We start from the raw sequence: 22,969 nt of genomic DNA, 5'->3' as shown, positions 1-22,969 counted from the left end.
GCCCCGCAACGCCCTGGAGCGCCTGGCCGAGGCCGACGCGTTCCGGTCGCTGGGCCTCGACCGGCGCGCCGCCCTGTGGATGGTGCGCACGCTCGAGGGCACCTCCTCCCGCAAGGCCGCCAAGGCGGACGGGACCGAGCGCCGCGGCCATCTCCTCGACGCGCCGCTGCCGCTCTTCGCCTGGCACGCCGACGACGGCCTGTTCCGGCACGAGCCGAATGTGGACCTGCCGGCGTTGCCCCTGTCCGAGGCGGTGGCCGAGGATTACGCCGCCACCGGCCTGTCCCTGCAGGGGCACCCGGTCGCGTTCTTCCGGGGCCGGCTCGCCCGGATCGGCGCGATCCCGGCCCGGGCCCATCAGGATCCGGCCCTGCCCCAGGGCGCCTGGGTCACGGTGGCGGGCCTGGTGCTGATCCGCCAGCGGCCGGGCACCGCCAAGGGCGTGGTGTTCCTGACCCTGGAGGACGAGACCGGCATCGCCAACGTGATCATCTGGAAGACGGTGTTCGAAGCCAACCGGAGGGCCGCCATGCAGGCCCGCTTCCTCGCCGTGCGCGGCCGGGTGCAGCGGGCCGAGGGGGTGGTCCACCTGGTCGCCGAGGGGTTTCGCGATCTGACGGAGTCCCTGCGCGACCTGCGCGCCGCCGGGATGAGGCTACCCCCCGAGACCACGGATTTCGGGGCGCCTCAGGACCGGCGGGTGTATCCGAGCCGGGATTTTCATTGATCCTTCGACGGCGGAAGCCCGCCGCGAACGCGTGCGCAGCGACGCGACCGAGCGGAGGATGACAGACGCCTGGCAGCGTCTGCTGGCGACCCGATCGGGTCGTACACGTTGCCTCTAGATCTGCCGGAAAGCGGACATGGGCCCCGATCAACCTCGACCAAGTGGGCCCGCATCGAGTTGTTCGAGGATACGCGTCAGCGTCGCGCGATTGTTTTTATCGTCTGCGTTTTCGAGTGCATCTTCCAGCACGAGACGGATATCCTCGGCTTCGACCTTCTCCATGTCCCAGTTCGGGTAGAGACGCTCTCGCTCTTCTTCGCTCTGGCTCAGCGAAACGATGTCGTGATGCCGCTCGTCGCGATGCAAAATCGCGATCAGGTTCTGGATCTTGGCGGCCGGCCCCTCGATCCACTGGAAGAAGACGCCGCTGCCGAAAACCAGCACCCCGGTGATGCCGTGTGCAAAATTGTTGCGCTGGGCCGTCTCGACGATGCGAGAGACTTCGGCGTCGTCAACGCCCTCGGCGGCGCGACTACAATAGACAAAGTGGTAGAGTTTGGGCAGCGCAGCTTCATCTAACTCGACGCCGCGCGGGATTCCGTATTCGTCGAACATCAGTAAGATCGCTTCCTCTGTGGCAGTATGACCAAGGCGCAACTTCAATCGGACCAGTGCCCGCATATGCAGGGCGGCGTCGATCCAGTCCGGTCAGGAGCCATACTTTGTGGTTCGCTCGAAGGTTCATGAGTCGTAAGGCGCGTCATCGCGTTCGGGTTCGGCCGCAAGCCGTTCGAATACTTTCAGAGCTTGCAAAGGAGTGGCTTTATCTATCGCTCCGTTCGCGACGTCAGCCTGTGACCACATCCAAGATCGGGCCGGATCGTCACGCATGGCCCAGCTTGGGAATAACCGGTCCGTCACAGGGTGATAGGACAATCGCCTGATCTCCAAATGCCGGTCGTCGCGCAAGATCCGAGCATAGGTGGCATCCAGCGCTTCGGCCGATCCCTCCAACAACTGCATGTAGACATCGGCCCTGCAAATGAGGGCGCCGGTGATCCCATCTCGCGCGTTGCATCGCCGCGATTGCGACAGGATGCCATTGAGCATCGCTTGGTCGAACCCAAATGGGCGCGAGGCATAGATGAGCTGAACGACAGACATTGCTGCTGGATCCTATCAGGCCGTCGGATTGGTTCGGATCGATAGAGAGAAATCTACGTTCGGTCGTTCGCAAGCTCGAAGGCAGATGAGAGCAGTCTCTGTGCGAGCAGCACCGCGGTGGGGGCATCGACCGCCGAGGCATCGGCGCCCACCCGTTCGACGTATTCGGGATGCTCAAGGAACACGGGTCCCCCGACCATCACGCCGATTGAGGGGTTGAGCGACGCCCGTCGTACCGCCCGGATCGAGGCGGCGAGCTGATCGAGATGGCTCTCCCGGCTCAGCGTCAGACCTACGACGCCGAACCACTCCGAGGCGACGAGAGCGGCGATCTCCTCGGGGCTGGAGGCAAGCGCGCAATCCGCATGCCAGCCGGCCTTCCGCATGAACTGTTCGACGATGGCCAAGCCGAAGGTGTGGAGTTCGCCTGGTGCTCCCATCAGGAGGATGCGCCGCCCGCTATCGTAGGGCGCGACGCCTCCGTCCGTGCGGAACGTGGCCAACAGGAACTGGAGTTGGGCGAGGCCGGCCGTGACCTCGATGAAGTCGCACAGGTCGTCGTCCCACATGCGTCCCAGCAGGGCCGCCGAGGGTGCCAACAGGTCGAGGAACAGGTCGTCGACGGAATATCCCTTGGCCGTCAGGGCGGTGAAGGCGTTCTTGGGGGCCGTGACGTCGTGCCCGAGGATCAGATCCGTGAAGCCCGCGACCGTTTCCGCTTCCAGCTTCGGCAGGACGTCCGACCGGACCTCCCTCCCGCCGCGATCGATCAGCATGAGCCGTGGGATGATGTCCGTCTGAACGATGCGGCCGAGCGCCAGGGTTCGGTGCCGTGCCTCGTCGGCGGATCTTCGCCGTGCATAGCCCTCCCGGACATACGCCGCTTCGGCGATCCCCTCCGTGATCAGATCGGCCCACTCCCGGTGGGTTGATCCCTGATCCAGCATTGTCTCATCCCCATGGTCCGGGGTTGGCATCCCCGTTTGTTATTGACCGTCGTCGGCGAGTACGGGGTGCAAGAGAGACGCAAACGCGCGCGTTGTAAAGGAGGCGACTTTCCTACAGGGCTCACCCGATATCAGCAGCTTGCGGCGGGCGCGAAGTACAGCCGCCCTGCGGGAGAGACAGGTCTTCGAACGTCGGCCTCTCGTCGACCGCAGCCTCGAGCGGACCGACCGCTCCCCAACCGTTGCGGACGGCACCAAACGTGGGATCCCGTCTCGGCGCATGAAGACGCACACCCATCGACCGGCATGCAGCCCTTGACAATGTTCCTACTTTGTGCTCATTAGCCGTCACCTGTCCTTCGGCGCTTCGGGAGCGATCCCGCGGCGCTCCTCGGGGGTCCGTCCGGTGGCTGACCGGCGGGCTCGGAGGACGGGGCGGTGCCCGCGTCGGTGGCTCTCAGCCGCCATCGCCCCGGGCGGCGTGCCGATGCAGGGCGTGTCTCGGATGCGGGCGTGAAGATCGGGCGGCAGTCTGCCCGGCGGGGTGCGGAAATGCCCCCGCGGCGACCCGGGTCTGGGCGTGACCCTCAGAAACCTGCGGACCCGCCCACTACGAGGCGGATGTCGGGTGGAAGGCCACGGCGGTGATGCGGGTTCCGGGGGCGTCTCGGCTGCGATTGCGGCTTGGGCGTCATGAGCAGTGACCGCTAACACGGAGTCGCGGGGATCGGCGGGTCGCACAGACATCGCGACGAGACAGACGGCACCGGCCGGGGACCATGCCCGTCCGATGCCGCGGGTCGCCGCGGGGATCGGATCCCGCGCGTAACTTGGCCGTCACCTGGGTTCCCGCGGCGTCCCGCGTCCAGCGTGAGGAGACTTCTTGGGCCATGCCCCCGGCGCCGCAGGCGCGTGGGGACGATGTCGCATATCCAGAGGTGGGCGGACGGGCGCGCGGCGATCGATCCGCCCGGTGAACCGCGGGTCGGGACGAAACCGGCTCAGGTACTACAGCAGCGTCCCGGAGGAGGACCGCACCGTCAGCGACTTGCCGGCTCGGGACACCAGATGGGCGAAGGCCAGGGCGGCCGCCGAGGCCTGCGCGGCCGAGGGAAACGTCCGGGACGACTCGGCGACGGTCTCGTCGGCCTCGTTGAGCAGGACCCAGGACCAGAGATGCTCGGCCTGGCGGATCTGGAAGTGCATGGCGGGTCCACCCCGTAAGGTCCGGACCACAATGCGCCGCGAAAAGACGTTGCGGGTTAATGGCTTGCGCCGCCAAAGTCGAATAGTCGACAAACCATCGACTTGTCCGCGCTTTCACCGCTCTTCACAGCGTGCCGTTTGCCACAGGTCTGCAACGTGCCTTGAAGGCAGGGCAAACGACGGCACCTTCCACGCCCGGCAACGTGCCGGAAGATCGGGTCGTGCGCGGCGAAGGATGCCGAACAACAAAAAAAGCAAGGCCTGAGGCCTTGCTTTTCAAGCTGCAGTGGCTCGACCTTTGATTATCCTACGCATTGCCTGCGTGGCGGTCGGTTTTCCTCCCGAGACTCGGACCCTGCGCCACCTCTTGCGGGCGTCGCAAACATCACGAGCCGCTTATAGGAACAACAATTCGTGTTGTCACCGGGTGTGCGAGAAAAATCTGCGCTTTCTTGCCGGCAAATGGGCAGTTCGATTCCTATTGCGGCACCGGGCTCGGTCGGCCCGGCCTCCAATGCCACAGCCCGATTGCGCGCCCTGTCGGCCGACGGTGCTTGTAATTTGCGTCCCCGGCGTGTTGTGTGCCCAGGCGCCTCGGTGCCTCCCGGCCGGATCCAGGCCGAACTCCCCGAAGACAAGTCCCCGAAAACATGCGTCTGTCTCGCTACTTCATGCCGACCTTGCGCGAGACGCCCAAGGAAGCCGAGATCGTCTCCCACCGCCTGATGCTGCGCGCCGGCCTGGTGCGCCAGGAATCGGCCGGCATCTATGCGTGGCTGCCGCTCGGCCTGCGGGTGCTGGAGCGGGTCTGCGCGGTGGTCCGTCGCGAGCAGGATCGCTCCGGCGCCATCGAGATCCTGATGCCGACCGTGCAATCGGCCGAGTTGTGGCGGGAATCCGGGCGCTACGACGCCTACGGCAAGGAAATGCTGCGCCTGAAGGACCGGCACGACCGCGAGATGCTCTACGGCCCCACCGCCGAGGAGATGGTGACGGAGATCTTCCGGGCCAGCGTGCGGTCCTACAAGGACCTGCCCAAGAACCTCTACCAGATCTCGTGGAAGTTCCGCGACGAGGTGCGGCCGCGCTTCGGCACGATGCGCTCCCGCGAGTTCCTGATGAAGGACGCCTATTCGTTCGACTTCGACCAGGCCGGGGCACGCCACGCCTACAACCGCATGTTCGTGGCCTACCTGCGCACCTTCGCGGGGCTCGGCCTCCGGGCGATCCCGATGCGCGCCGACACCGGCCCGATCGGCGGCGACCTGTCCCACGAGTTCATCATCCTGGCCAAGACCGGCGAGAGCGAGGTGTTCTGCGACCGCGCCTATCTCAACTTCGAGACCCCGCCCGAGACCGTGGATTTCGACGACGTCGCGAGCCTGCAGGGCATCGTCGATTCCTGGACGTCGCACTATGCCGCCACCGACGAGATCCACGAGCCGGAGGCCTTCGCGGAGGTGCCGGAGGCCGACCGCCTCGCCGCCCGCGGCATCGAGGTCGGGCACATCTTCTATTTCGGCACCAAGTATTCCGAGCCGATGGGTGCCAAGGTGACCGGGCCGGACGGGATCGAGCGGCCGGTCCATATGGGCTCCTACGGCATCGGGCCGAGCCGGCTGGTGGCCGCGATCATCGAGGCCAGCCACGACGAGGCCGGCATCATCTGGCCGGATTCGGTCGCACCCTTCGACGTGGCCCTGATCAACCTCAAAGTCGGCGATTCCGGCACCGACGCCGCCTGCGCGCAGATCCAGGCGGACATCGAGGCGGCCGGCCTGTCCGTGCTGTACGACGACCGCGACGAGCGGCCGGGCGCGAAATTCGCCACCGCCGACCTGATCGGCCTGCCCTGGCAGGTGATCGTCGGGCCGAAGGGCCTGGCCGAGGGCAAGGTCGAGCTGAAGCGGCGTGCCGGCGGCGAGCGTGAGAGCCTCGCCGTTGTCGATCTGCTGGCCCGCATCCGCCGCGTCTGACCCGCCAAGCGGCGCCAGCGCGGCGGCCGGCCAAATTGCCGGCGGCAATTCTGCTTCAATCCGTGTTTAGGCATCATTTTCGCCGTTCGAGCGGCGACAACGCAGCCAATGGTGCTTAGGGCTAGGCCGATGACTGGAGCAGCGGCGATCGACCGGGTGAGGGGCTTCGCGGCCTCCTTGCGCGAAGGGACGGCCCCCTTCGCGCCGTTCGAGTGGATCATCGCCGGCCGCTACCTGCGGGCGCGGCGCCGGGGTGGCGGCGTCTCGGTGGTGGCGTTCTTCTCCGTCCTCGGCATCGCGCTGGGCGTCGCCACCCTGATCATCGTGCTCTCGGTGATGAACGGGTTTCGCGCCGAGCTGCTCTCCAAGATCGTCGGCATCAACGGACACCTGTTCGCCACGCCGATCGACCGCCCGTTCAACGACTGGGTCGACCTGTCGGAGCGCCTGTCGAAGGTGGCGGGCGTTCGCGCCGCGGTGCCGCTCGTGGAAGGCCAGGCCTTCGCCTCGTCACAGTTCGGCGGCTCCGGCGTGATCGTGCGCGGCGTGCGCGCCGCCGACCTCGACGCGCTGGCCGCGGTCTCCAGCGCGATCCGCGGCGGAACGCTGGAGGGGTTCGACGACGGCACCGGCGTCCTGATCGGCCGACGGCTCGCGGATTCCCTCGGGCTTCAAGCCGGGGACAACATCACGCTGGTCACGCCCAAGGGGTCGTCCACGCCCTTCGGTACGGCGCCCCGGACCAAGAGCTACGCGGTCAAGGCGGTGTTCGAGGTCGGCATGACCGAGTTCGATCAGACCTTCGTGTTCATGCCGCTGACCGAGGCGCAGGCGTTCTTCAACCGGGAGAGCGACGTCAGCATGATCGAGATCTACGTCGACAACCCCGATCAGGTCGGCGACATGCGCGAGCCCCTCGAGATGGCGGCCGAGCGCCCGATCCTGCTCACCGACTGGCGCCAGCGCAACCGCACCTTCTTCGGGGCGCTCGAGGTGGAGCGCAACGTGATGTTCCTGATCCTGAGCCTGATCGTCGTTGTCGCGACGCTCAACATCGTCTCGGGCCTGATCCTGCTGGTGCGCGACAAGTCCAGCGACATCGCGATCCTGCGCACCATGGGCGCGACCCCCGGCACGATCATGCGGGTGTTCCTGATCAACGGCGCGCTGATCGGTTTGGTCGGGACCCTGAGCGGCCTGGGGCTCGGCGTGCTCATCACCTTGAACATCAAGCCGATCCAGCGCGTGCTGTTTCCCGGCGCCTGGGACCCGACCGTGCGCTTCCTCGCCGAGATCCCCGCCCAGATGAACCCGAAGGAGATCACCGCCGTGGTGATCACCTCTCTGCTGCTGTCGCTCGCGGCGACGCTCTATCCCTCCTGGCGTGCCGCCCGGCTCGATCCGGTGCAGGCCCTGCGCTACGGCTGACGGTCCGCATCCCATGAGTGACGCAAGCGAGCCCGCCGGCAGCCCGCCGGTGCCGGCCCTATTCTTCGCCCGCGTCGAGCGGCGCTACCGGCAGGCCGAGGGAGCCCTGGATATCCTGCGCGGGGCCGATCTCGCGATCTGGCCCGGGGAGCTGGTTGCCCTCGTGGCGCCCTCCGGCGCCGGGAAGTCGACGCTCCTGCACCTTGCCGGACTGTTGGAGCGGCCGGACGGCGGCGAGGTCTATATCGGCGGCCGGCCCACAGCCGCGATGCCGGATACCGAGCGCACACGCCTGCGCCGGGAGGAGATGGGCTTCGTCTACCAGTTCCACCATCTGCTGCCGGAGTTCTCCGCCTTGGAGAACGTGGTGATGCCGCAGCTCATCCGCGGCCTCGGCCGTGGCGAGGCGAAGACCCGCGCCACCGAGCTGCTGAGCTTCCTCGGCCTCAAGGACCGCCTGCCGCACCGCCCGGCCGAGCTGTCGGGGGGCGAACAGCAGCGCGTCGCCATCGCTCGCGCGGTGGCCAACGGCCCCCGGCTGCTCCTGGCGGACGAGCCCACGGGGAATCTCGACCCCGGTACCGCCGGCCACGTGTTCTCGGTGCTGATGTCGCTGGTGCGGGCCTCGGGCCTCGCGGCCCTGGTCGCGACCCACAACCTGGAGCTCGCCGCCCGCATGGACCGCCGGGTGACGATCCGCGATGGGCTGATCACGCCGCTCGATTGAGGGCGCGGCTCGCGGAATCCCGGCCGTTCGGCATCCCGAGACGCTCGGGATCCTTCATCGACAGGGGAGCTGGTAGCGCCGGGTGACGAGTTGTCCCGCCGCGTCGAGGGACAGGGTCGACGCCGTCCGGCTCTTGCGGGCCGTGCCGCCGTCGCAGCTGTCGGTGAAGACATCCCGGATGACCTGGCCCGGCGTCGCCAGCCCGCTGCCCGGATCGAGCTTGACCGCGGTGAGCGCCGTGACGCTCTCACCCATGTTGTAGAAGCCGGATTCGAGCAGCACGTCACTGCGTCCGTCGCGATCGGCATCGACCGCGGCGGCGAGGCGCTGATACTGGACGTCCTTGGGCAGGCGGAAGAAGTGCGCCTTCGCGCCGTCGCCGAGAACGACGAGGATGGGTGCTACCGCATTCGGAAACGGCTCGCTCGCCACCGGCGCCGTCCGCTGAACGAGATAGGCGCGCTCGCGGCTGCCGGGCCGCGTGAACGCACCGGCGGCAGCCCCCAGCACCACGAAGTTGGGCCCCAGTTCCGTGCGCAGGGCTTGCGGAGCCTCTTCGGCCATGACCCGCGCGAGACGGGCCCGCTCGTCCGGCGCCACCGAGGGTTCGGCATCCCGGAAGCCGCGGTCCCGGTAATCCACGATGTAATCCGCGGCCTGGGCGCTCTGAATCAATCCCAGCAGCATGACACTCGACAGCAGGCGGATCACCGCAACCTCCGGATCAGGATCGTCGGATCAACGCCGTGTTGCTCCGGTCCGTCGTCCAAATCATGGCCTTGAGCCGCCGGAGCAAGCCTTGCCCGGATCGGTCTTGTCGACCGGTTTGTACGGTCGCGCTAGACATCGAGGAGAGGCAGATCGAACGAGAACCGGGAGGGCCGGTGATGGATCAATCGCGTACCAACCTCCGTTCGGATCCGGTCTCTTCGGGGATCGCGCGGGTTCGCCGGCAGCTGCGACGCCTGGAAGCCCTCGCCGCGCAGCATCGGTTCCGCAAGCGGATCGTCCGGGCCCTGCGCGGCGGAGGAGGCGGCGGCGGCACCCTGCTCGTCCTGATGAAAGCCAAGATCGTCGGCTCACTGGCCGGTAAACTTGCGATCGCCGCGCTGGTCGGGCTCGGCCTCGCCTGGCCCCTCGCGGCGCTGGCGATCCTCGCGATCGCGGTGATGGTGGCATCGATCCTCAGCTGCGAGCCGACGGACCTCGACGGCTGCGACTGCGTTCGGTCGAACCCGCGACGCGCACGGCTCAAGGCGCTGATCAAGCAGCGGCGCGCGTGGCTCGCCGCACCGTCGGGCCAAGCACCGCGGATCCGTGATTTCCGGATGTCGCGAAGCCCCTGAAGGCCGGCAAAGCCATCGACTCAGCGGAGCTATGCCTTCCAGTCGCCCCGAGCCCTCATCGGCGGCCGGCCTCTGCGACCTTCAGGCCGGGTCCGCGCTCGACCGTAAGAAACGCCAGCTCTTCGACGCGGTCGCAAGCGGCGATGATCGCGTCGGGGCTCTCGGCCAAGTGCGCCTTGGCCTGGGCGCAAGCGCGCGTCACCGCCGGGTCGGCCAGCAGCCGTCCCAGGACCCGGGCGGCCCGGGCCGGACGGAAGGCGTGGCGGCTCAAGGTGGTGCCCAGCGTCCGGTCCTTCAGGCGCCGCCCCTCGTCGAAATGATCGAACGCCACCGGGACGACGAGTTGCGGGATGCCCGCAGCCAGGGCCTGCGCCACCGTCCCGACGCCGCCGTGGTGGACCAGTGCGGCGCTGCGCGGCAGCAACGCGCTCAACGGCGCGTAGGCCAGGTGGATGATCCCGGGCGGTAGTGGCATCGGGATCTGGCCGTCCTGGGGAGCGAGCAGCACCCCACGTCGACCCATCCGCCGGCAGACCTCCAGAGCGGTCTCGAAGAACGCGGCGCCCTGGCGCATCGCCGAGCCGTAGGTGAACACGATCGGCGCGTCGCCTTCGGCCAGGAAGGTCTCGAGTTCCGCCGGCATCGCCGGCACGTCGCCGAACCGGTCGACCAGCGGGAAGCCGAGCTGCACCGCCTGGGACGGCCAGTCCGCCTGGGGCGCGGCGTACCAATCCGGGAACATCAGAAGCATGCGGGTCGGACTGTTCCACCAATGCCGCAGCCGGGTCACCGGATCGAGGCCGAGGCGTTGACGCAACGCGTTGAGGGGCGGCAGCGTGAACGGGCCGACCGCCACCGTGTCGGCGCCCTGGTTGAGCCAGGCCCGCAACGCCGCCGGGAGGATCCGCGGCAGCGGCAGTCCCGGCAGCCTGGGCGGATCGGACCGGCTCTCGATCAGGAACGGCATCACGTGCAGCGTCGCGGCCGGGATGTCGTAGAGTTCCTGGGCGAGCCGCGCGCCCCAGGCCAGAGGCGAGGCGACCACGATCTGATCGACCCCGCGCGCCCGGGTGGCCCCGAGCCAGAGGCACGTCGTCTCCGCCACACCCAGGGCGAAATCGAACATCGGACGGAAGCCCCAGCGCGGATGCCAGAGTTCGGGCTGGCCGATCACGGCCTCGTAGTCGGCGGCCGTGCCGAGGGGCTGGAAGTACAGGCCCGCGCGCCGCGCCATCGCCTCGAACGGTGCCGGAGCGGCCAAGGTGACGCCGTGCCCGCGGGCCAGGAGCATGTGGCCCAGCGCGATGAACGGCAGCACGTCGCCGTGCGTCCCGACGGCCACCAGCGCGACCTGGATCCGATCCCCAATGTGTTGCGCGGGAATAGCCTGCTCCCTCGACCCCCCCCGGTCAAATAACGAACGTCCCGATAGGCGAGGACATGGCAGCCCGCCCGATCTCCATCAAGCCACTATTTGTTTACTATGATGTAAAGCCGCAGGCGCCGCATCGGCCCCGCCTCTATCTTCAGAACAAAACATGAACATAATGGAGCTGGAACACGGGAGGCGCGACGATGCTGAAGCGGTTGGTCCTGACCGGGGTGGTCGAGTTCATGGCCTTCGGGATGCTGTTCGCGGCGGTCGCTGCCTGGGCGATAGCGTTGGCACCGGTTCGTTAGCCGGGCTCTTCACATCCGGGCCGAGTTCCGGCCCCGGAGTGGCTTATACACAGGCATTCGATCCGTCCGAGCCGATTATCCACACAGCGCGCCCGACCTGGTGCGCCGGAAGCACGACCGGTGGATATCGTCACGTTCGGCTCCGCCATACATCGACTTGGCAAGGCCGAGCGGGGATGTTGGACGACCCCGGATCAAGGTCGGCCATGCCACGCCAGCTCAAGGAGGTCGGATTCGTCCACCTCCACGTCCATTCGTCCTATTCCCTTCTCGAAGGCGCGCTGAAGGTCGGCTCCCTGGTGAAGGCCGCGGTCGCGGACCGGCAGCCGGCGCTGGCGCTCACCGACACCAACAACCTGTTCGGGGCTCTGGAATTCTCCGAGAAGGCGGCCGGGGAGGGTGTCCAGCCGATCGCCGGCGTGCAGCTGTCGGTGGCGTTCGAGGCGGCCGACCCGCACCAGCGCACGGCTCCGACGAGCCACGGCGTCGTGCTGCTCGCGCAGGACGAGACCGGCTACGCCAACCTGCTGCGGCTGGCGAGCCGCGCCTATTTCGACACCGCGCTCGGCGAGGCGCCCCGGGTCGAGGCCGCTGCGCTCGCCGAGGCCGGGGCCGGCCTGATCGCACTCACCGGCGGCCTGTCGGGTCCCCTCGACGCGGCGTTCCGGGCCGGGCGGCCGGAGCTGGCGCTGAGCCGCCTCAAGCAGCTGAAAGCGGCCTTCGGCGAGGACCGGCTCTACATCGAGATCCAGCGCCACGGCTCGCCCGAGGAGGGGCGGATCGAGACGGCGCTGCTCGACCTCGCCGGCCGGCAGGGTCTCGGGATCGTAGCGACCAACGAGCCGTTCTTCGCCAAGCCCGACGATTACGACGCCCATGACGCGCTGCTCGCCATCGCGGACGGGCGGCTCGTGTCGGACGAGCGCCGGCGCCGGGTGACCCCGCGCCACGCCTTCAAGACCCGCGCCGAGATGGGCGAACTGTTCAGCGACCTGCCGGACGCGCTCCAGGCCACGGTCGAGATCGCTATGCGCTGCGCCGTGCGGGCCCGGACCCGCAAGCCGATCCTGCCGAATTTCGGCTCGGTGGCGGCGGGTGAGACAGCGCCCATGGCCGAGGCCCTGGCGGAGGCGGCCGACGCCCCCGTGCAGGCGGTGGCGGCCGACGAGCCGACCGAGCTGCGCCGGCAGGCCGAAGCCGGGCTGGAGCTGCGGCTGAAGCAGCACGGCACCGCGCCCGGTTTCTCGGAGGACGATTACCGCAAGCGCCTCGCCTTCGAGCTCGACGTCATCGTCACGATGAAGTTCCCGGGCTACTTCCTGATCGTGTCGGACTTCATCAAGTGGGCCAAGGACCACGACATCCCGGTGGGCCCCGGCCGCGGCTCCGGCGCCGGCTCGCTGGTGGCCTGGTCGCTGCTGATCACCGACCTCGATCCGCTGCGCTTCGGCCTTCTGTTCGAGCGCTTCCTCAACCCCGAGCGCGTCTCGATGCCGGATTTCGACATCGACTTCTGCGTCGAGGGCCGCGAGCGCGTGATCCGCTACGTGCAGCAGCGCTATGGCGAGCGACAGGTCGGGCAGATCATCACCTTCGGTACGCTGCTCGCCCGCGGCGTGCTGCGCGACGTCGGCCGCGTGCTGGAGATGCCCTACGGGCAGGTCGACAAGCTGACCAAGCTGGTGCCGCAGAACCCGGCCAACCCGGTGACGCTCGCCCAGGCGATCGAGGGCGAGCCCAAGCTCCAGCAGGCCATGGAGGAGGAGCCGATCGTCGCCCGGCTCATCGACATTTCCAAGAAGCTCGAGGGCCTGCACCGCCACGCCTCGACCCACGCGGCCGGCGTGGTGATCGGCGACCGGCCCCTCGAAGAGCTGGTGCCGCTCTACCGAGACCCGAAGACCGGGATGCGGGTCACCCAGTTCAACATGAAGTGGGTCGAGCAGGCCGGCCTCGTGAAGTTCGATTTCTTGGGACTGAAAACCCTGACGATGCTGCGGTGCTGCACCGACCTGCTGAAGCAGCGCGGCATCGAGATCGACCTTGCCTCACTGCCACTCGACGACAAGAACACCTACACGCCGATGGGCCGGGGCGAGACGGTCGGGGTGTTCCAGGTGGAATCCGCCGGCATGCGCAAGGCGCTTTGCGAGATGCAGGCCGACCGGTTCGAGGACATCATCGCCCTCGTCGCCCTCTACCGGCCGGGCCCGATGGCCAACATCCCGGTCTATTGCGAGCGCAAGCTCGGGCGCGACGCCGGCAACGAGGCGTCCTGGTACCCGGATCCGAAGCTGGAGCCGATGCTGAAGGAGACCTTCGGCATCATCGTCTACCAGGAACAGGTGATGGAGATCGCCAAGGTCCTGGCCGGCTACTCGCTCGGCGAGGCCGACATGCTCCGCCGCGCCATGGGCAAGAAGATCCGCGCCGAGATGGACGCGCAGCGCGACCGGTTCCTCAAGGGCTGCGTCGAGCGCGGGCTGGCCAAGGCCAAGGCCAACGAGATCTTCGACCTCTTGGCCAAGTTCGCCGATTACGGCTTCAACAAGAGCCACGCGGCGGCCTACGCCCTGCTGACCTACCAGACCGGCTACCTCAAGGCGAACCACCCGGTCGAGTTCCTGGCGGCCGCCATGACGCTCGACATCGACAACACCGACAAGCTCGCCGAATTCCGCCAGGACGCGCAGCGCCTCAGGATCACGGTCGAGCCGCCGTCGATCAACACCTCCGGCGAGGTGTTCGAGGTGCGCGACGGCAAGATCTTCTACGCGCTGGCCGCCATTAAGGGCGTCGGCCGGGAGGCGGTGCGGGCGCTGGTCGAGGCGCGGGGCGACCGCCCGTTCAAGGATCTCGCCTGCCTGGCCCGCCGGCTCAACCCGCGGATGATCAACAAGCGCACCCTGGAGAGCCTGGTCCAGGCCGGCGCCCTCGACTGCATCGAGCCCGATCGGGCCCGGGCCTTCGCGGCGGTCGAGCCGATGATGAAGCTCGCGGCCAGCGCCGCAGAGGCCGCCTCCACCGGCGTCACCGACATGTTCGGCGGCGTGGTCGCGGACGACGTGTCCCTGCGCATCCCGCCGCACGAGGTCTGGCCGATGGCCGACACCCTCAAGCGCGAATACACGGCGATCGGCTTCTTCGTCTCGGGCCACCCGCTCGACGAGTACGGCGACCTGCTGGACAAGCTGCGGGTGCAGAGCTGGACCGATTTCTGCCGCTCGGTCCGGGCCGGGACCAGCAGCGTCGGCCGGGTCGCCGCCTCGGTGCTCGACCGGGCGGAGCGGCGCACCAAGACCGGCAACAAGATGGGCATCGTCACCCTGTCGGACCGGACCGCCCATTTCGAGGCGATCATCTTCTCGGAAGGGCTCGGCCAGTACCGCGACATCCTCGAACCGGGCCGGCCCCTGGTGCTCCAACTCCAGGCGAACCTGGAGGGCGAGGACGTGCGCGCCCGGATCCTGACCGCGGAACCCCTCGACCACGCGGTCGCCCGCCACCAGAAGGGCATCCGCATCCACCTGAGCGACCCGCGCGGGGTCGCGCCGGTGCAGCAGCGGCTGTCGATGCGCGGGGAGAGCGAGGTCTCGCTGATCCTCAAGCTCGACGGCGGCGGCCGCGAGGTCGAGATCCGGCTGCCGGGCAAATTCCAGGCCTCCCCCCAGCTCGCCGGCCTGCTCCGGACCGTGCCGGGGGTGGTGCAGGTGGAGGTGAGCTAGCTCGCCGCCGAACCGCTTGCCGCCAGCACCACCGCCCGCGTGCCGACCGGCACGCGGGCGTACAGATCGATGATATCTTGGTTCGGGAACCGCACGCAGCCCGAGGTCTGGGGTTCCGTCGTGCTGCAAAAGGGACCGGCGAAGCAGCGTGACGCCGCGACCTCAGGGCAGCGCCAGACGTCGGCGGCATGCTCAAGGAACGCGGTTGATCCGGCCGAATTTACCTGTTGCGGTTGTCAACGATCCGACGGTACAGCGACGCCACCCTTAGAATTTTCTTCCCCGGCTATCGAGCTCCCGGAGCCGAAACGTTCCCGCGTGGGCGGCAAAAGAAGCTCGGTCGCCGGCAGGAACATGTATGTCCCTCGCCGGTAGGTTCCATGCGCACCTCGCGCAAACGGAGCCGCCCGCATGTTCATGAAGATCGACCGTCTGCTGACGGAGCTGCCGGAGCCGAAAAAGCCCGAGCCCAACGCAGCCGCCGCCCTGCAGGAACTGCTCGGTGGCAAGTACGGCGAGATGTCGACCCTCGGGAACTACATGTTCCAGAGCTTCAATTTCCGCAACAAGACCAAACTCCGGCCGTTCTATAGCCTCGTATCGAGCATCTTCGCCGAAGAGATCGGGCACGTCGAACTCGTCTCGACCGGCATCGCCATGCTGAACAATGGTCCCGGCAACCCGAAGAAGGACGTCGACATCTCGAAGGCACCGTTTGCCGAGATGCAGGATGTCCGCCTCGCCGGCAGCTTCCTGGCGAATGGCGGTGGCGCCATGCCGATGAATTCCAACGCCGCGTCCTGGAACATGGACATGGTCACGACGACCGGTAACCTGATCATCGACCTGCTGCACAACTTCCATTTGGAATGCGGCGCCCGCATCCACAAGCTGCGGGTCTACGAGACCATGTCCGAGCCGACCGGCCGGGAAGTCTGTGCCTATCTTCTGGTCCGCGGCTCGCTGCACGCTCATGCCTACGCGCTGGCCCTGAAGAAGCTTACCGGCGTCGAGATCGAGAAGATGCTGCCGACCCCGAACATCGACCTGTCGCGGGTCCCTGAGTGTCAGAAATACCTCGACGAGGGCAAGCACCGGCGCCTCTACACGTTCAGCGAAGCGGATTATCAGGAAGCTGCCGGCGTCTGGTCGAACGACGAGGTGGCGCTGCCGGGGGATCCGCCGGGCAACCTCGAAGTGGTCGATGGCTATCCCGAGGGCGGCAAGATCCCGGAACTCGACGGCAATTACGGCGCCTTCGCGCCGGATTACGCGCCGGAAGAAATCTTCGAGATCGCCAGCAAGCTCTACAAGAAAGGGCGCTGATTTCGCTCCGCTTAGGGCCGTTTCCCGGCGCCAAGCCGTTCTGGAGGCCACACCGAACAGGGTGAGGCGTCTTCTTCTTGGAGCAGGACGTCGAGCCGTCCTGCTTCCACCCGCCGGACAGTTCGTTCGGCATTGCGGTCTGGGAACGATCGTTCGATCCCAGACCGTACACTTGTATCTTGCCGCCAGAGCGCCCGACGGACGTTGCGTGTTCGATGGCGGAGTACACTGTCAGCGCACGCGGCTTCTCGTAGACATCCGCTGTCAGCTTGGCTGCAGATCCAAACGCCCGGCGCCTTTCTGGGCCCGACGCCTGGTTCGCATGTCGCGGTCGGTGCCAAGCGCCGTTACGGCACCGCGAGGCAGCTGTTCAGCGCGGCCTTCAATGCTGCCGCATCACCCTCCGCCACCGAGAAGCTCGCCACGAGGGACTGGTCCCCAGCGCGCGGGCTGGCCTGCGTCCAGGTGATCCGGGTACCAGGCTGGGCAAGCGCCAGGGCGATGCCACGCAATGGGTCCTCGCCCCGGTGGGCGCCGGTGACCGTCAGGCTAGCCTGCTTGTCGGGATCGGTCGAGACAGCCCCTTGCGCCGCCATCCGCACGGAGCGGACGCTCCCGGCGCTCGATACCAAAATGCTGGTGAGCGGCGGCCCTTTTCCGTCGAGGCCGGCCACATCGAACCCGTCCGCCAAATCCGTGAACCGCTGGACCGTCAGGACAGCCGACAGGCCGACCCCAGCCGGGTCGCAGGCGAGCCGCAGGGTCGCCGGACGCTGTCCGGCGCCCAGCGTGGCGTTGCCGGCGAGTTCCGTGGCGCCGGCCACCGGCCGCGACCCGTCCGGCAGGAGAGGCGTCCCCCCGGTCAGGACGTCGAACAGCCGGAAGCCGTGGGGCCAGGGACCCGCGGCCAGCACCGCGACCGCAACCACCAGAATCGCCAGAGCCACACCGATCCGCAGCCGCATCCTGTCCTCGCCCCGGGAGATCCTGGGCCGGCGGCATAAAGCATGAGGCGTGAAAGTCGAATCCCGTCTTTCGGAATCGCCATGCGATTTCAAGGAACTAAGACGTGCTGCCAGGGACGCGAGAAGGTAGCGTACCCAAGGCGAACGCGGCCGACCAGCAACGCTTCGTTCACCACGATCGATGGAACTGCCCACAACCACTGCCTGTGAGCCTGGCGGCAACTTCGTAAAAACCGATCGATCCTATGCACGCTCGCTCAACCCTGAGCGTTGCGATGCGCACCAAGATCCTCCTCGCCCTCACCCTCGTCGTCTATCTCACCACCGGGCGGGCGCCGGGTATCCGCGAGCCGCGCAACCCGGATACCGAGCATGCCGGCGGCCGGGTGGTGATCGCGATGAAGCGCGCCTGGTCGTGAAGCTCACTGCCGCGCTGCATTGGCCTTGAGCCGCGCGGCCACGAGGGCCTGAAGGCTCCAGAGGTGGCGGTCGCGGATCCCAAGCCGTTCGCAAGCCTCGACGGTCCGGAACAGGTACTCGGCGCTCGGCCCCGCATGCCCGCGGGCGGCCGCGATCTTGTCAGCGATGTCCGGGTCCGAGAGACGGCCCGCGTAGCGCTCGTTGGCACGGTTGGCCAGGAAGGTCAGCGCCGAGACGGTCCCGGCCTCGGTCGCCACCGGCAGCCAGCGGGCGACGTAGCCGCGGCCGCGCATCTCCCGCCGCCAGACCGGCATCAGCGCCTCGCGGATTTCCGTCCCCGGCAGACGGAACGCGACGCCCTTGCACAGGCCGCCGCGATCCAGCGCCAGGACGAAACCCGGCCGCTCCGGCGTGCCGCGGAACCGGCGCTGGAGCAGGCAGAACCGGCGGTGGAAGCCCCGCACGGTCCCGATCCGGCTCTCGGCCACCGGAAATTCCGGCCGCCACATCAGGGACCCGTAGGCGAACACCCAGAGGTCATGCCCCTCCCGCCCGGCCGTGATCGCTTCGAGACCGGGACGCAGTTCCGCGTCGCTGAGCAGGTCGAGCGCGCTCGGATCGTCCGGGACCGGCGTAGCGTGGGCACGCGCGATCAGGTCGAGGCTGAGGTCGAGGGTGCGCGCGCGTGTCGAGGGCATGGCGGTCAACGCGGCCGGCTCACCGCGCGTTGCCCAGGGCGTCGAGTTCCGGGAACGGCTGGCTGCGATGGCCGGTGCAGACCTCGTCGTCGTCGATCACGTCCAGCCGGTCGGCGGCGTAGCGCATCACCGCCTTGGGCCGCTCGGGCTTGCCGAAGGTCCGGCCACTCATCCGGCTCGACACGCAGTAGATCGTCCGGCCGCCATCCTCGATCGGCCCTGCGAGCCGGCTGCCCGCGAACCGCACCGGCAGGAGCGAGACCGAACCGAAATCGACCTGTTTCAGGGCGAGCGTGGCAATCCGCTGCTTCAAGGCTGGGGAGGGCGCATCCTCGGCGGTTGGCTTCGCCGCCTTGGGCGCAGCCCGCGCGCCGGTGAGTGTCAGGGCCAGGACAAGAATCGGAACTGCGGCGCGGCGCATGGGCGTGATTCCTTCACGGCCACGCTAAAGCCGCGCCGCCGGCGCGCAAGGGCGGCGTGGCAGCCGAGGAGCGCTTATATGGAGGTCTCTTGCGGATCGCCGGTGCTCGACGATCCGCGCCACGCCCACCGGTCATGGGAACCCGATGCAGTGGACCGACGACGCCCTGGTGCTCGGCCTGCGCCGGCACGGAGAGACCGGCGTCATCCTGGAAGCGATGACCGAGTCCCACGGGCGCCATCTCGGCCTCGTGCACGGCGGACGCTCGCGCCGGATGCAGCCGGTGCTCCAGCCCGGCAACCGGGTCCGGCTGAGCTGGCGGGCGCGGCTCGACGAGGGGCTCGGCGCCTACACCGTGGAGCCGCTGGAATCCCAGGTCTCGCGGATGATCGGGTCGGGCATCGCGCTCTACGGTCTCAGCCACATGGCGGCCCTGCTGCGGCTCCTGCCAGAGCGGGATCCGCATCCGGCACTCTACGAGGCGGCCGGCGTGCTGGTCGAACACCTCGACGACCCGGCCGTCGCGCCGCCCCTGATGGTACGGTTCGAGCTGGAGATCCTGTCCGAACTCGGCTTCGGCCTCGACCTGACCGCCTGCGCGGCGACCGGCGGCAACGACGCCCTGGCCTACGTGTCGCCGAAGAGCGGCCGGGCGGTCAGCGCCTCGGCGGGGGAGCCGTTTCGCGATCGGCTGCTGGCGCTGCCGACCTTCCTGCACGCGGGCGGATCCCCGGGGCCCGACGGCGTTGCCCAAGGGTTTACCTTGACGGGATACTTCCTCGACCGGCACGTCTGGGGTCCGCGCGGCCTCGCCGTGCCGGAGGAGCGCGCGCGATTCGTTGCGCTCGGTCGCGAGGCCGAGTAATGTTCGCGTTCCGTTCTTGCCTCACGGACTGTCATTTCGGGGCGCCGCAGGCGAGCCCGGAATCCAGAGCCGCCATGCCAAACCGGAGGAACGCGGCGCTGTCCGCCAGGTCCGGCTCTGGCGGCGCGTCTGGATTCCGGGCTCCGCTTCGCGGCCCCGGAATGACGGACCGTGAATCGGCACCGAAGTCGAAACGTTAAGGAGCCGTCATGGGCCAGCCCTTCGAGCCGCCGTCCGGCGACGGGATCGAGAGCGTCGAGCTGAAATCCGCGCTGGAAGAGCGCTACCTCGCCTATGCGCTCTCCACGATCATGCACCGGGCGCTACCGGATGCCCGCGATGGGCTGAAGCCCGTGCACCGGCGCATCCTGTACGGCATGCGGCTGCTGCGCCTCGACCCGAACACCGCGCACAAGAAATGCGCCAAGATCGTCGGCGACGTGATGGGTGACTTCCACCCGCACGGCGACCAGGCGATCTACGACGCCCTGGTGCGGCTCTCCCAGGACTTCGCGCAGCGCTATCCGCTGGTCGACGGGCAGGGCAATTTCGGCAACATCGACGGCGACGGCCCGGCCGCCTACCGCTACACCGAGGCCCGGCTCACCGAGGTCGCCCGGCTGCTGCTCGACGGGATCGACGAGGACACGGTCGATTTTCGCCCGTCCTACAACGGTGAGAAGGACGAGCCGGTGGTTCTGCCGGCCGCCTTCCCGAACCTGCTGGCCAACGGCAGCCAGGGCATCGCGGTCGGCATGGCGACCTCGATCCCGCCCCACAACGCCGCCGAGTTGTGCGACGCGGCGCTCTACCTGATCAGCCATCCCGGGGCGACCTCGGCGCAGCTCAACAGCTTCGTCCAGGGGCCGGACTTCCCGACCGGCGGCATCCTGGTCGATTCGGCGGAGTCGATCACCGAGGCCTACCGGACCGGTCGCGGCGCCTTCCGGGTGCGGGCCCGCTGGCACAAGGAGGATCTCGGCCGCGGCACCTGGAACATCATCGTCACCGAGATCCCGTACGGCATCCCGAAGGGCCGGCTGATCGAGAAGATGGCCGAGCTTCTCCAAGAGAAGAAGCTGCCGCTGCTCGCCGACGTGCGCGACGAATCGGCCGAGGACGTGCGCGTTGTGCTGGAACCGCGCTCGCGCACGGTCGATCCCGTGATCCTGATGGAATCACTCTTCCGGCTGACCGAGCTGGAAGCGCGCATCCCGCTCAACCTCAACGTCCTGGTCGGCGGCCTCGTGCCGAAGGTGATCGGGCTCACCGAGTGCCTGCGGGAATGGGTCGACCATCGCCGCGTGGTGCTGCAGCGCCGTTCGCGCCACCGCCTCGGGCAGATCGATAGACGCCTGGAGATCTTGGGCGGCCTGCTGATCGTCTATCTCGACCTCGACGAGGTGATCCGCATCATCCGCGAGGAGGACGAGCCGAAGCCGGCCCTGATGGCGCGGTTCGAGCTGACCGAGATCCAGGCCAACGCGATCCTCGACACGCGCCTGCGCTCCTTGCGCAAGCTGGAAGAGATGGAGTTGAAGCGCGAGCTGGACGCGCTCACCGCCGAGAAGGCCGAGATCGACGCGCTGCTCGCCTCCGAGCCGGCACAGTGGAAGGCGATCCAGGCCCAGATCCGCGCCGTGAAGAAGACTTTCGGACCGGAGACCAAGCTGGGCAAGCGCCGCACGACGCTCGCGAGCCCGCCGGATGTCGGCGGCATCGACTTCACCGCCGCCCTGGTCGAGCGCGAGCCGATCACCGTGATCGTCTCGACCAAGGGCTGGATCCGGGCGCTCAAGGGCCACGTCGCCGATCTGTCGGGGGTGGCGTTCAAGGGTGACGACGGGCTGAAGATCGCCTTCCCGAGCGAGACCACCCAAAAGATCCTGCTGCTCGCCTCGAACGGCAAGGTGTTCACCATCGAGGCGTCGAAGCTGCCGGGCGGGCGCGGATTCGGCGATCCGGTGCGGCTGATGGTCGATCTCGACGACGGCACCGAAGTGGTGGCTGCGCTGCCCTACAAGCCGGAGACCAAGCTGCTGATCGTGGGCTCGGACGGGCGCGGCTTCGTGGCGCCCTCCGACGCGCTGGTGGCCAACACCCGCAAGGGCAAGGGCGTGCTCGGCCTGGACGGCGACGCGACGGCCGTGGTGCTCGTCCCCGCCGACGGCGATCACGTCGCGGTGGTCAACACCGAGAAGCTGCTTTTGATCTTCCCGATCTCGGAGGTGGCCGAACTCTCCCGGGGCAAGGGCGTCCGGCTCCAGCGCTGCCGCAGCGGCGGGCTCACCGACGCGCACGTCTTCCGCCTGGCCGATGGTCTCCCCTGGCAGGACGGCTCACCGGAGGGGCGGCTCGCCAACGCGTCGGTTCTCGAGAAATGGCTGGGTCACCGCGGCGAGGTCGGCCTGATGATGGCGCGCAGCTTCCCGAAATTCGAGCGGTTCGGGCGGTGAGCGAAGCGAGATTGTGATGGGCTTCCAACCCGCCTCCTCATCGCTGAGGTGCTGCACAGCAGTCTCGAAGGAGAACTCTCGGGATCGTGCGGCTGGCTGGAGGCCTCCTACGAGGCTTCTGCTACGCTCGGGCGCCTCAGCGATGAGGGCGCGGGTGGGACAGACCCCGTCTCAGTGCGAACGCTGGCCGAACCAGAGCGCGCCGAAGGCCAGCACGCCGCCGCCAAATGGCACCGCGAGCAGGAGAAGGAACTGGGATGTCGTCATGGGCGATGATCCCGAAGTGCGTGCCGCACGCTCCAATGTATGGCGCGCCAATCCTGATCCAGCAAACCGCCATCGCGATGAGTACGGGCGCGAAATGCGGGCGATCCGACAGGGCGGTCGATATGAACGGCGCGAAACCGCCCACGGCGAAGATCGCGACAGCCAGGCCGTTGGCATAGGTGGCAGAGAATTTGATGCGTTCGTTCTCGACAAGCTTGTCGCGCGCTTCCTCGTCCAGTTCCGACATCAACCAGGCCCCTGGCCGGCCCTAACGTTAACCCGGCCTGACCATGGGGAAAAGGAAGCCCACCGCTCGCCTCACCGCCCCTTCACGGCCGCTTCATCGGCGGCCCATAGGTGCTGGGCCGCGTAGGCCCTGAACGGCCGCCAGGCCTCGGCCCGGGCGAGGAGTGCGGCCGGGCTGGGGCGGCCGGTGCCGGTCTCGAGGGCGCGCAACAGGCCGACATCCCCCACCGGCAGGGCGTCCGGCAGCTTGAGGGCCCGCATGGCGATGTACTGCGCGGTCCAGGGTCCGATCCCGCGGATCGCCGTGAAGCGCAGCACCGCGTCCTCCAGGGTCCCGGCCGAAGCGAACAGGTCCGAGTCCGCCAGCGCGGCGGCGGCC

General features: G+C 68.2%; 20 protein-coding genes and 2 pseudogenes. 10 read left to right on the top strand and 12 right to left on the bottom strand.

The features are described 5' to 3' along the window. On the top strand, positions 1-727 hold a 727-nt coding region (locus FV228_RS05115; RefSeq protein ID WP_246693834.1), incomplete at its 5' end, for an OB-fold nucleic acid binding domain-containing protein. Between the two features lie 147 nt (positions 728-874). On the opposite strand, the gene FV228_RS05110 is transcribed toward FV228_RS05115, so the two are convergent. From FV228_RS05110 to FV228_RS05095, 4 genes are all read right to left on the bottom strand, one after another. Further along, a complete protein-coding gene (locus tag FV228_RS05110) occupies positions 875-1,342 on the bottom strand; it encodes a BLUF domain-containing protein (protein WP_147853597.1) in 468 nt (155 codons plus the stop codon). Positions 1,343-1,468: 126 nt separating this feature from the next. Continuing rightward, positions 1,469-1,891, bottom strand: a complete 423-nt coding sequence (locus tag FV228_RS05105; RefSeq protein ID WP_147853596.1) for a BLUF domain-containing protein — start codon at positions 1,889-1,891, stop codon at positions 1,469-1,471. A 53-nt stretch (positions 1,892-1,944) separates the two neighbouring features. Then, entirely contained in the window at positions 1,945-2,838 is an 894-nt protein-coding gene (locus FV228_RS05100) for a cobalamin B12-binding domain-containing protein (RefSeq protein ID WP_147853595.1), read from the bottom strand. Positions 2,839-3,846: 1,008 nt separating this feature from the next. Next, the gene (locus FV228_RS05095) at positions 3,847-4,044 is read right to left on the bottom strand and encodes a hypothetical protein (RefSeq protein WP_147853594.1); all 198 of its coding nucleotides are present in this window, start codon (positions 4,042-4,044) and stop codon (positions 3,847-3,849) included. Positions 4,045-4,694: 650 nt separating this feature from the next. Between FV228_RS05095 and proS the strand changes: the two genes are divergently transcribed. The 3 genes from proS (at position 4,695) to FV228_RS05080 (ending at position 8,175) form a co-directional block, all read left to right on the top strand. Further along, a complete protein-coding gene (gene proS / locus FV228_RS05090; protein WP_147853593.1) occupies positions 4,695-6,020 on the top strand; it encodes a proline--tRNA ligase in 1,326 nt (441 codons plus the stop codon). 129 nt (positions 6,021-6,149) lie between these two features. Continuing rightward, positions 6,150-7,448: a lipoprotein-releasing ABC transporter permease subunit gene (locus FV228_RS05085; RefSeq protein ID WP_147853592.1), complete on the top strand. Its 1,299-nt coding sequence runs from the start codon at positions 6,150-6,152 to the stop codon at positions 7,446-7,448. A 13-nt stretch (positions 7,449-7,461) separates the two neighbouring features. Then, the gene (locus tag FV228_RS05080; protein ID WP_147853591.1) at positions 7,462-8,175 is read left to right on the top strand and encodes an ABC transporter ATP-binding protein; all 714 of its coding nucleotides are present in this window, start codon (positions 7,462-7,464) and stop codon (positions 8,173-8,175) included. Positions 8,176-8,229: 54 nt separating this feature from the next. On the opposite strand, the gene FV228_RS05075 is transcribed toward FV228_RS05080, so the two are convergent. Then, the gene (locus FV228_RS05075; RefSeq protein ID WP_147853590.1) at positions 8,230-8,886 is read right to left on the bottom strand and encodes a hypothetical protein; all 657 of its coding nucleotides are present in this window, start codon (positions 8,884-8,886) and stop codon (positions 8,230-8,232) included. 176 nt (positions 8,887-9,062) lie between these two features. Here FV228_RS05075 and FV228_RS05070 point away from each other — a divergent pair, with 176 nt between their 5' ends. Beyond that, a complete protein-coding gene (locus FV228_RS05070; protein WP_246693833.1) occupies positions 9,063-9,521 on the top strand; it encodes a hypothetical protein in 459 nt (152 codons plus the stop codon). Between the two features lie 55 nt (positions 9,522-9,576). On the opposite strand, the gene FV228_RS05065 is transcribed toward FV228_RS05070, so the two are convergent. Then, a complete protein-coding gene (locus FV228_RS05065) occupies positions 9,577-10,878 on the bottom strand; it encodes a nucleotide disphospho-sugar-binding domain-containing protein (protein WP_147853589.1) in 1,302 nt (433 codons plus the stop codon). 529 nt (positions 10,879-11,407) lie between these two features. Between FV228_RS05065 and dnaE the strand changes: the two genes are divergently transcribed. Beyond that, the gene (dnaE, locus tag FV228_RS05060; RefSeq protein ID WP_147853588.1) at positions 11,408-14,926 is read left to right on the top strand and encodes a DNA polymerase III subunit alpha; all 3,519 of its coding nucleotides are present in this window, start codon (positions 11,408-11,410) and stop codon (positions 14,924-14,926) included. Here the strand turns inward: dnaE and FV228_RS05055 are convergent. Further along, positions 14,923-15,048: pseudogene (locus tag FV228_RS05055) on the bottom strand (L,D-transpeptidase); the annotation flags it as partial. The gene dnaE and the pseudogene FV228_RS05055 sit on opposite strands and share 4 nt — an antisense overlap. A 289-nt stretch (positions 15,049-15,337) precedes the next feature. Between FV228_RS05055 and FV228_RS05050 the strand changes: the two are divergent. Beyond that, on the top strand, positions 15,338-16,252 hold the full coding sequence (locus FV228_RS05050) for a manganese catalase family protein (RefSeq protein WP_147853587.1): 915 nt from the start codon (positions 15,338-15,340) through the stop codon (positions 16,250-16,252). A gap of 347 nt (positions 16,253-16,599) precedes the next feature. Here the strand turns inward: FV228_RS05050 and FV228_RS05045 are convergent, their stop codons facing one another. After that, positions 16,600-17,217, bottom strand: coding sequence for a hypothetical protein (locus FV228_RS05045; protein WP_147853586.1), 618 nt, complete (start codon positions 17,215-17,217; stop codon positions 16,600-16,602). A 275-nt stretch (positions 17,218-17,492) separates the two neighbouring features. Between FV228_RS05045 and FV228_RS32935 the strand changes: the two genes are divergently transcribed. Next, complete coding sequence (locus FV228_RS32935) at positions 17,493-17,636, top strand: hypothetical protein (RefSeq protein WP_162886512.1); 144 nt, start codon at positions 17,493-17,495, stop codon at positions 17,634-17,636. A gap of 3 nt (positions 17,637-17,639) precedes the next feature. Here the strand turns inward: FV228_RS32935 and FV228_RS05040 are convergent, their stop codons facing one another. Both FV228_RS05040 and FV228_RS05035 read right to left on the bottom strand, forming a co-directional pair. Continuing rightward, complete coding sequence (locus FV228_RS05040) at positions 17,640-18,335, bottom strand: gamma-glutamylcyclotransferase (protein WP_147853585.1); 696 nt, start codon at positions 18,333-18,335, stop codon at positions 17,640-17,642. A 19-nt stretch (positions 18,336-18,354) separates the two neighbouring features. Beyond that, entirely contained in the window at positions 18,355-18,756 is a 402-nt protein-coding gene (locus FV228_RS05035) for a hypothetical protein (protein ID WP_147853584.1), read from the bottom strand. A gap of 145 nt (positions 18,757-18,901) precedes the next feature. Between FV228_RS05035 and recO the strand changes: the two genes are divergently transcribed. Continuing rightward, on the top strand, positions 18,902-19,621 hold the full coding sequence (recO, locus tag FV228_RS05030) for a DNA repair protein RecO (RefSeq protein WP_147853583.1): 720 nt from the start codon (positions 18,902-18,904) through the stop codon (positions 19,619-19,621). Positions 19,622-19,830: 209 nt separating this feature from the next. Next, positions 19,831-22,077: a DNA topoisomerase IV subunit A gene (gene parC / locus FV228_RS05025; protein ID WP_147853582.1), complete on the top strand. Its 2,247-nt coding sequence runs from the start codon at positions 19,831-19,833 to the stop codon at positions 22,075-22,077. A 136-nt stretch (positions 22,078-22,213) separates the two neighbouring features. On the opposite strand, the gene FV228_RS05020 is transcribed toward parC, so the two are convergent. Beyond that, positions 22,214-22,591 carry a hypothetical protein gene (locus tag FV228_RS05020; RefSeq protein WP_246693832.1) on the bottom strand — a complete coding sequence of 126 codons (378 nt, stop codon included), beginning with the start codon at positions 22,589-22,591 and terminating at the stop codon, positions 22,214-22,216. A 71-nt stretch (positions 22,592-22,662) separates the two neighbouring features. After that, a pseudogene (locus tag FV228_RS05015) lies at positions 22,663-22,969 on the bottom strand (DNA-3-methyladenine glycosylase 2 family protein); the annotation flags it as partial.

The sequence above is a fragment of the Methylobacterium sp. WL18 genome (genome assembly GCF_008040015.1).
GTDB classification, from domain to species: Bacteria; Pseudomonadota; Alphaproteobacteria; order Rhizobiales; family Beijerinckiaceae; genus Methylobacterium; species Methylobacterium mesophilicum.
This window is presented reverse-complemented; position numbering and strand designations above follow the sequence as displayed.

Excerpts from the sequence above, each read along its gene's own strand:
- FV228_RS05110 (WP_147853597.1), bottom strand. The coding sequence starts at position 1,342 with ATGTTCGACGAATACGGAATCCCGCGCGGCGTCGAGTTAGATGAAGCT.
- parC (WP_147853582.1), top strand. The coding sequence starts at position 19,831 with ATGGGCCAGCCCTTCGAGCCGCCGTCCGGCGACGGGATCGAGAGCGTC.
- FV228_RS05070 (WP_246693833.1), top strand. The coding sequence starts at position 9,063 with ATGGATCAATCGCGTACCAACCTCCGTTCGGATCCGGTCTCTTCGGGG.
- FV228_RS05035 (WP_147853584.1), bottom strand. The coding sequence starts at position 18,756 with ATGCGCCGCGCCGCAGTTCCGATTCTTGTCCTGGCCCTGACACTCACC.
- dnaE (WP_147853588.1), top strand. The coding sequence starts at position 11,408 with ATGCCACGCCAGCTCAAGGAGGTCGGATTCGTCCACCTCCACGTCCAT.
- proS (WP_147853593.1), top strand. The coding sequence starts at position 4,695 with ATGCGTCTGTCTCGCTACTTCATGCCGACCTTGCGCGAGACGCCCAAG.
- FV228_RS05095 (WP_147853594.1), bottom strand. The coding sequence starts at position 4,044 with ATGCACTTCCAGATCCGCCAGGCCGAGCATCTCTGGTCCTGGGTCCTG.
- FV228_RS05085 (WP_147853592.1), top strand. The coding sequence starts at position 6,150 with ATGACTGGAGCAGCGGCGATCGACCGGGTGAGGGGCTTCGCGGCCTCC.
- FV228_RS05050 (WP_147853587.1), top strand. The coding sequence starts at position 15,338 with ATGTTCATGAAGATCGACCGTCTGCTGACGGAGCTGCCGGAGCCGAAA.
- FV228_RS05100 (WP_147853595.1), bottom strand. The coding sequence starts at position 2,838 with ATGCTGGATCAGGGATCAACCCACCGGGAGTGGGCCGATCTGATCACG.
- FV228_RS05105 (WP_147853596.1), bottom strand. The coding sequence starts at position 1,891 with ATGTCTGTCGTTCAGCTCATCTATGCCTCGCGCCCATTTGGGTTCGAC.
- recO (WP_147853583.1), top strand. The coding sequence starts at position 18,902 with ATGCAGTGGACCGACGACGCCCTGGTGCTCGGCCTGCGCCGGCACGGA.
- FV228_RS05045 (WP_147853586.1), bottom strand. The coding sequence starts at position 17,217 with ATGCGGCTGCGGATCGGTGTGGCTCTGGCGATTCTGGTGGTTGCGGTC.
- FV228_RS05020 (WP_246693832.1), bottom strand. The coding sequence starts at position 22,591 with ATGTCGGAACTGGACGAGGAAGCGCGCGACAAGCTTGTCGAGAACGAA.
- FV228_RS05080 (WP_147853591.1), top strand. The coding sequence starts at position 7,462 with ATGAGTGACGCAAGCGAGCCCGCCGGCAGCCCGCCGGTGCCGGCCCTA.
- FV228_RS05040 (WP_147853585.1), bottom strand. The coding sequence starts at position 18,335 with ATGCCCTCGACACGCGCGCGCACCCTCGACCTCAGCCTCGACCTGATC.
- FV228_RS32935 (WP_162886512.1), top strand. The coding sequence starts at position 17,493 with ATGCGCACCAAGATCCTCCTCGCCCTCACCCTCGTCGTCTATCTCACC.